Genomic DNA, 7,536 nt, shown 5'->3' with positions numbered 1-7,536 from the left:
GCCGACATCCAGGCCTTCTCGCTCAACGCCCTCGATGTCGAGGCGACCAAGGCACTGATCCGCGAGACCGAATCGCAGATCGTGATCAACGTGGGCTCTGCCTTCCTCAACATGTCGGTGCTGCGTGCCTGCATCGATACCGGTGTCGCCTACCTGGACACCGCGATTCACGAAGAACCAGGCAAGATCTGCGAAACACCGCCCTGGTACGGCAACTACGAGTGGAAACACCTCGAAGAGTGCCAAGAAAAGAACATTACTGCCATTCTCGGCGTCGGTTTCGACCCGGGTGTGGTGAACAGCTACGCAAAACTTGCGCAGCAGCAATACTTCGACCGCATTGACTCCATCGACATTCTCGATGTCAATGCCGGTTCGCATGGCAAGTACTTCGCCACCAACTTCGACCCGGAAATCAACTTCCGCGAGTTCACCGGGCAAGTGTGGAGCTGGCAGAACAGCCAGTGGACCAGCAACACCATGTTCGAGGTCAAGCGTACCGACGACCTGCCGGTCGTAGGTTCGCAAAACCTCTACCTGACCGGCCACGATGAAGTGCATTCGATTTCGAAGAACCTCAACGTACCGAACGTGCGCTTCTGGATGAGCTTCGGCGAGCACTACATCAATGTGTTCACCGTGCTGAAAAACCTTGGCCTGCTCTCCGAGCAACCGGTCAAGACTGCCGAAGGCCTGGAAGTGGTCCCGCTGAAAGTGGTCAAGGCCGTGCTGCCTGACCCGGCCTCCCTGGCCCCGGGCTACACCGGCAAGACCTGCATCGGTGACCTGGTCAAGGGCACCAAGGACGGCCAGCCGCGCGAAGTGTTCATCTACAACGTGGCGGATCACGAAGAAGCCTTCGCCGAGACCGACAGCCAGGGTATTTCCTACACCGCCGGTGTACCGCCAGTGGCTGCCGCCCTGCTGGTCGCCCGTGGTGAATGGGATGCCAAGCGCATGGTCAACGTCGAAGAACTGCCAGCCGAGCCGTTCCTCAAGGCGCTGGACGTGATGGGCCTGCCGACCCGCGTCAAAGATGAGAAAGGCGATCGTCCGTGGGACGCTGAAGCCTAAGCAACACCAGGAAGGGCGCCAACAGGCGCCCTTCTTTTTATCCTGCATTCGCCACTGCCCATGGCTCGACCCCTGCCGCTTGCTCGCGTAGGCTTGCCGTTTTCCTTCCGTCGCAAGGCAAACGTTCCCATGGCAAATACAGACATCACCTACACCCCCGACCCGGATGCCGATTCCATTTCGTCCGACGTCGCCGAGTACAACGGCGTATTGGTCACCACCCAGATCCCGACCCACGCCGATGGCAGCCTTGAGCTGGGCGATATCGTTGCGCAAAGCGAATGCACCCTGCAGGCGCTGAAAGTGGCCCTGGAGAAAGCCGGCAGCGGCATGGACCGCGTACTGCACCTGACCATCTACCTCACCGACATGGCCGACCGTGCTGCGTTCAACGAGGTGTACCAGCGCTTCTTCAGCAACCCGTGGCCGGTACGCGCCGCCGTTGGCGTGGCGTCGCTGGCGTTCGACGGCATGCGCGTGGAAGTGACCGCGATGGCGGCCAAGCGCTGATCCCTTTGTGAACGGCCTTGCCGGGGCGCCGGCCAGGCCGCTCACACACCGGTTGCGCAAGCAGGGGATGCAGCGCAGGGATGCCAGCAACCCGTTTCACCGCTACAATGCCCGCCTAAACCGTGACCGCCCGAAAATATAACGACATGTCCCTTCCAAAGAATCACCTGGAACTGCTCAGCCCTGCCCGTGACGTGGCCATCGCCCGCGAAGCGATCCTGCACGGCGCTGACGCCATCTATATCGGCGGCCCGAGCTTCGGCGCGCGCCATAACGCCTGCAACGAAGTCAGCGAAATTGCCGAACTCGTCGAGTTTGCCCGTCGCTACCATGCACGCGTGTTCACCACCATCAACACCATCCTCCACGACAACGAACTGGAGCCCGCGCGCAAGCTGATCCATCAGCTTTACGACGCCGGCGTCGATGCCCTGATCGTGCAGGACCTGGGGGTGATGGAGCTGGATATCCCGCCGATCGAGCTGCACGCCAGCACCCAGACCGACATCCGCACCCTGGAGCGGGCCAAGTTCCTCGACCAGGCGGGCTTCTCGCAGCTGGTACTGGCCCGCGAGCTGAACCTGCAGCAGATTCGCGCCATTGCCGCCGAAACCGATGCGGCCATCGAATTCTTCATCCATGGCGCGCTGTGCGTGGCCTTCTCCGGCCAGTGCAACATCTCCCACGCCCAGACCGGCCGCAGCGCCAACCGTGGCGACTGTTCACAAGCCTGCCGCCTGCCCTACACCCTCAAGGATGACCAGGGCCGCGTGGTTGCCTTCGAAAAACACCTGCTGTCGATGAAGGACAACAACCAGACCGCCAACTTGCGCGACCTGGTCGACGCCGGCGTGCGCTCGTTCAAGATCGAAGGCCGCTACAAGGACATGGGCTATGTGAAGAACATCACCGCCCACTACCGCAAAGAGCTCGACGCCATCCTCGAAGACCGCCCGGCCCTGGCCCGTGCCTCGAGCGGCCGCACCGAACACTTCTTCGTCCCAGACCCGGACAAGACCTTCCACCGCGGCAGCACCGACTACTTCGTCAGCGACCGCAAGATCGACATCGGCGCCTTCGACTCGCCGACCTTCACCGGCTTGCCGGTGGGTGTGGTGGAAAAGGTCAACAAGCGCGACATGCTGGTCATCACCGATGTGCCGCTGACCAACGGCGACGGCCTCAACGTGCTGGTCAAGCGTGAGGTGGTGGGTTTCCGCGCCAACATCGCCGAACCCCGCGGCGAATTCGAGGAAGACGGCCAAAAGCGCTACCGCTACCGCGTCGAACCCAACGAGATGCCCGACGGCCTGTACAAGCTGCGGCCGAACCACCCGCTGTCGCGCAACCTCGACCACAACTGGCAGCAAGCCTTGCAGCGCACCTCGGCCGAGCGACGGGTGGGCGTCGAGTGGCACGCAGTACTGCGTGAGCAGCGCCTGATGCTGACCGTCAGCAGTGAAGAAGGCGTCAGTGTGCAAGTGGCCCTGGATGGCCCGTTCGGCGCGGCCAACAAGCCGCAACAGGCACTCGAGCAGTTGCACGACCTGCTGGGCCAACTGGGCACGACCCAGTACCACGCCAACGCCATCGAGCTGGATGCGCCGCAGGCGTACTTCATCCCCAACTCGCAGCTCAAAGCCCTGCGCCGTGAGGCCATCGAGGCGCTGACCGCTGCCCGGGTGAAGGCGCACCCGCGTGGCGGGCGCAAGGCCGAGACCACGCCACCACCCGTGTACCCGGAGTCGCACCTGTCGTTCCTGGCCAACGTGTACAACCAGAAGGCCCGCGATTTCTACCACCGTCACGGCGTGCAATTGATCGATGCGGCCTACGAGGCCCATGAAGAGCACGGCGAAGTGCCGGTGATGATCACCAAGCACTGCCTGCGCTTCTCGTTCAACCTGTGCCCCAAGCAGGCCAAGGGCGTGACCGGCGTGCGCACCAAGGTCGCGCCGATGCAGCTGATTCAGGGTGACGAAGTACTGACCCTGAAGTTCGACTGCAAGCCGTGCGAGATGCACGTGGTCGGCAAGATGAAGAGCCACATCATCGACCTGCCGACTCCCGGCAGCGCGGTGGCCCAGGTGGTGGGGCATATCAGCCCGGAAGACCTGCTCAAGACCATCCACCGCGCCCCGCACTGATCGATCGGGGTATCAGGGAACTGTGGGGGCGGGTTTACCCGCCCCCACAAGGTCGGCAGCTACGCACAGTCTAAGGCTTGTTGTCAGCGGATCTGGTGCTTGTGCAACAGCCGATAGAACGTCGGCCGTGAGATCCCCAGCACCTTCGCCGCGATGCTCAAATTGTCGCTGTGACGGTTAAGCACATCACACAAAGCCTGGCGCTCCGCCCGGTGCTTGTACTCCTCCAGCGTCCCCAGCGGCTGCTGTTCCTGCTCGATCTGCAAGCCCAGGTCCGGCGCTTCAATCTGCCGCCCTTCAGCCAACACCAACCCGCGTCGCACCCGGTTGGCCAGCTCGCGCACGTTACCGGGCCAATCATGCCGGCCCATGGCTGCCAAGGCATGGTCACTGAACGAGCGCGGCCTGCGCCCAGTTTCAAGGCTGTAGAAATGCGCAAAATGGCTGGCCAGCATCGACAGGTCGCCATGCCTGTCACGTAACGGCGCGGTCACCACCTGCAACACATTGAGCCGGTAATACAGGTCCTCGCGAAAGCGCCCCTGTTCGATGGCCTTTTCCAGGTCCACGTGAGTGGCCGCAAGCACCCGTACATCCACCGGGATCGGCTGGCTGCCTCCGACCCGTTCGATGTGCTTCTCCTGCAGAAACCGCAGCAGGTTGGCCTGCAGCTCCAAGGGCAAGTCACCGACCTCGTCCAGAAACAGGGTGCCGCCATGGGCCGCTTCGATTCGCCCGGCCTTGCGCTGATGGGCGCCGGTAAATGCGCCCTTTTCGTGCCCGAACAACTCGGACTGAATCAGGTGTTCGGGTATCGCCCCGCAGTTGATGGCGATAAACGGCTGATCGCGCCGCTGTGACTGGCGATGCAGGGTGCGCGCCACCAGTTCCTTGCCTGTGCCGCTCTCACCGCGGATCAGCACCGGCGATTCGGTGGGCGCCAGCTTGCCCAGCAATTTGCGCAGTTCGCGAATAGGGCGGCTTTCACCCAGCAGCTCATGCGTCGCCTCGTCCACCCGCGCCGCGCCCTTGCCGCGCAGGCGGGCCATGCCAAAGGCACGGCCGAGGGTGACCTGCACGCGGGAAACATCGAACGGCAAGGTATGGAAGTCGAAAAACCATTCGCAGACAAAATCACCCACGTTCTGCATGCGCAACTGCTCGGCGCTGAGCACGGCAATCCACTCGGTATTACTGCGCTTGATCATGTCCTTCACGGCGTCGGGATGGCGCAGGTGCGATGCCTGCAGGCGCAGCAGGCCAACATCGCAGGTGTGCTCCAGCGCGGCGCCGAGGATACAACTGTCCACGTCCCAGCCGGCACTGCGCAGGCCCGGCAGCAATTGGTGGCAGTCGTCGCAGGGGTCGACGATGAGCAAACGGCGTTGGGAAGCGGGTTGCTGCATGACCGTTCCTTGGCGCCAGAGTTTGGTTTTGTGAAGTAAAACAGCAAGTTGTGGCGCCCAATTAACAGTAGCAACGAACTTGACGGTGCCCAGTACCGTCTGTCTGCCGAATCATTTTTTTACAATCCATGACGGGAATTTTCGCACTTTATCGACATCACATGGCGGCGTAAGCGTGAACAGATTCGCCCCTGACAAAAATTTTTACATCCAATGTGTGACTTCCCCCCGGACAACGAGCATCAGTACACATAACCCCGCGCTGCACTTCGCGATTATTGAGGCGACTTTGAAGCAACGCGGACTTTACTTCGATGTTTGGGACCATAGAGAGACCGAACCATGAATGCCCCGCTCCGTGTCAACGAAGCACTGCTGATTGCCGACCACGCCTTCGAACCTTTCCAGTGCGTAGCCTGGGATGCACCCAACGGTACTGGTGAGCTGAGCCTGGCAGTGATCGACCGGACCAGCACACGCATCGGCAGCAAGCAAGTGTCCTCGCGCATTTATTCCGACCCTGCGCAATGGGCCAGCCTGATCGAGGAAGTGCGCGCCGAACTGTGCGAAAAAGGTTACGACCTGCAACCGTGGTCGATGCCGAAGTAATACCGATTACCCCGCCAAGTGCGTGCCCTGTCACGCACTTGCGCAACTTCCCAGCTGCGGCTCTCGCAACTTTTGTTATTGCGACATAGTGTCGCAACCTCCCCCGCCGCCGTAACTCAATCCACAACCTTGAACTGTTCCAGGTGCTGATAATCCGCCTGCAGTTGTTCTGCCAACTGTTGTGCGCGCCCCAGACGAACGGCCGCCAGTTCCATGTCGACCAATAGCGTGGCACACGGCATGGGCTGCACGGCATCCCAGCGCTGCAGCCGTCCGTCGGTAAACACCAGGCAACGCATAGCCTCATTGGGGTGGGCCTGCTGCCGAGTCTGCAGCCACTGCCGTGCCTGCTCCAGCGCAGCGATCAAGGGCGTACCACCGCCCGCTCCCAGCGCTTGCAACCAGGGCTGCAGGGCTGCCGAGGCCTTCAGGCCGTGACGCTGCCACTGCGGTGTCCGCCCACTGGCGGTCAGCAAGGCCAGCCGGGCGCGCTGCCGGTATGCCTGGTCGAACAACGCCGCCAGCAAGCCTTTGGTTTGCGCGAGAGCCTGATGGCGGCGGGTTGAAGCAGATGCGTCGACGATTACCAGCCACAGTTCGTTAGCCTGGCCCTGGCGCTGTTGCCAGCACAGGTCGTCACGCAGCCGGGGCCGCCCTTTGAGCAAGGTCGGCAACCACGCCACCCGGCCCGCCGCGGCACTGCGCGCTCGACCACGGCTGGCGCCTGCCAGCTTGCCCACGCGTGGTCTGGCATCCGCCCCTTGAACCTGCCGCGGGCGGATGCTCAGGGCTTTTTTGCCCAGTTCGGCACCTCGCGACGCGCGCCACTCACTACCGGTTGAGGTGGCAGCGCACCCCAATCACCCTGCCCGCCTTGATTGTCTGCGCCCTGCCGGCCTGCCTCGGGCGGTGTCGAAGGCGGCTGTTGTTGCTGCGGCGTCACCCGGCGGCGATGGCGCAGGGCGAACTCGGCCACCGCGTCGACATCGGCTTCCTCTATGGCCGCGCCCCCGCGCCAGGCGCAGTGCGCCCGTGCAGCGCGCAGCCAGACCAGGTCGGCACGCAGGCCATCGACCCCGGCGGCATAACAGCGCTCGGTGATCCAGGCCAGGGCCTGATCGTCCAAGGCAATCAGGGCAAGGGCGTGGCGCGCTTTCTGGCAACGCTCACGCAGTTGCGCCTGGGCGGCCGCCCATTGCGCGCAAAAGGCCTGCGGGTCGCTGTCGAACGCCAGGCGGCGACGGATGATCTGCTGGCGTGCGTGCGGTTCTGGTAAACCTTCTAGTGCCACATTCAAGCCAAAACGGTCGAGCAACTGCGGGCGCAACTCGCCTTCTTCCGGGTTCATGGTGCCAATCAGCACAAAGCGGGCGCTATGCCGGTGCGAGATGCCGTCGCGCTCGATGCGGTTGGTGCCGCTGGCTGCCACGTCGAGCAACAGGTCGACCAAGGTATCGGGCAGCAGGTTGACCTCGTCCACGTACAGCACACCGCCATCGGCCTGGGCCAACACGCCTGGCGAAAACTGTGCCTTGCCCTGCCCCAGTGCAGCGTCCAGGTCGAGGGTGCCGACCAGGCGCTCTTCGCTGGCGCCCAATGGCAGCGTGACGAACGGGCCTTCGCCGAGCAGGTCGGCAAGGCCGCGGGCCAAGGTGCTTTTGGCCATGCCGCGCGGGCCTTCGATCAGCACGCCACCGATCTTCGGGTCGATGGCGGTCAGGCACAGGGCCAGTTTCAGCTCATCGGCACCGACCACTGCAGCCAGCGGAAATTGTACGGGTTCACTCATT

Annotated in this window: 7 protein-coding genes; 4 read left to right on the top strand and 3 right to left on the bottom strand. The window is 62.9% G+C overall.

Features of this window, described 5'->3' with window-relative positions:
- The 3 genes from NP534_RS05650 to NP534_RS05640 all read left to right on the top strand — a co-directional run.
- On the top strand, positions 1-1,074 hold a 1,074-nt coding region (locus NP534_RS05650; RefSeq protein ID WP_274098071.1), incomplete at its 5' end, for a saccharopine dehydrogenase family protein.
- 129 nt (positions 1,075-1,203) lie between these two features.
- Positions 1,204-1,584, top strand: a complete 381-nt coding sequence (locus NP534_RS05645) for a RidA family protein (protein WP_033698252.1) — start codon at positions 1,204-1,206, stop codon at positions 1,582-1,584.
- A gap of 146 nt (positions 1,585-1,730) precedes the next feature.
- A complete protein-coding gene (locus NP534_RS05640; RefSeq protein ID WP_156310045.1) occupies positions 1,731-3,731 on the top strand; it encodes a peptidase U32 family protein in 2,001 nt (666 codons plus the stop codon).
- Positions 3,732-3,814: 83 nt separating this feature from the next.
- Here NP534_RS05640 and NP534_RS05635 read toward each other — a convergent pair whose 3' ends face one another.
- On the bottom strand, positions 3,815-5,137 hold the full coding sequence (locus tag NP534_RS05635) for a sigma-54 dependent transcriptional regulator (RefSeq protein WP_274098070.1): 1,323 nt from the start codon (positions 5,135-5,137) through the stop codon (positions 3,815-3,817).
- Between the two features lie 342 nt (positions 5,138-5,479).
- Here NP534_RS05635 and NP534_RS05630 point away from each other — a divergent pair, with 342 nt between their 5' ends.
- Entirely contained in the window at positions 5,480-5,746 is a 267-nt protein-coding gene (locus tag NP534_RS05630) for a hypothetical protein (protein ID WP_013972506.1), read from the top strand.
- 116 nt (positions 5,747-5,862) lie between these two features.
- On the opposite strand, the gene NP534_RS05625 is transcribed toward NP534_RS05630, so the two are convergent.
- Both NP534_RS05625 and NP534_RS05620 read right to left on the bottom strand, forming a co-directional pair.
- A complete protein-coding gene (locus NP534_RS05625; protein ID WP_337994311.1) occupies positions 5,863-6,429 on the bottom strand; it encodes a vWA domain-containing protein in 567 nt (188 codons plus the stop codon).
- A 101-nt stretch (positions 6,430-6,530) separates the two neighbouring features.
- On the bottom strand, positions 6,531-7,535 hold the full coding sequence (locus NP534_RS05620; RefSeq protein WP_274098068.1) for an ATP-binding protein: 1,005 nt from the start codon (positions 7,533-7,535) through the stop codon (positions 6,531-6,533).
- Position 7,536 lies beyond the last annotated feature (1 nt).

Origin of the sequence: Pseudomonas sp. 39004, assembly GCF_028682155.1 — a bacterium.
Taxonomy (GTDB): Bacteria; Pseudomonadota; Gammaproteobacteria; order Pseudomonadales; family Pseudomonadaceae; genus Aquipseudomonas; species Aquipseudomonas capeferrum.
Note: the sequence above shows the minus strand (reverse complement) of the source record. Positions and strands in the feature narration are given on the sequence as shown.

What these genes read in the sequence shown, in the direction of transcription:
- NP534_RS05645 (WP_033698252.1), top strand. Translation starts at nt 1,204, where the DNA reads ATGGCAAATACAGACATCACCTACACCCCCGACCCGGATGCCGATTCC.
- NP534_RS05630 (WP_013972506.1), top strand. Translation starts at nt 5,480, where the DNA reads ATGAATGCCCCGCTCCGTGTCAACGAAGCACTGCTGATTGCCGACCAC.
- NP534_RS05640 (WP_156310045.1), top strand. Translation starts at nt 1,731, where the DNA reads ATGTCCCTTCCAAAGAATCACCTGGAACTGCTCAGCCCTGCCCGTGAC.
- NP534_RS05620 (WP_274098068.1), bottom strand. Translation starts at nt 7,535, where the DNA reads ATGAGTGAACCCGTACAATTTCCGCTGGCTGCAGTGGTCGGTGCCGAT.
- NP534_RS05635 (WP_274098070.1), bottom strand. Translation starts at nt 5,137, where the DNA reads ATGCAGCAACCCGCTTCCCAACGCCGTTTGCTCATCGTCGACCCCTGC.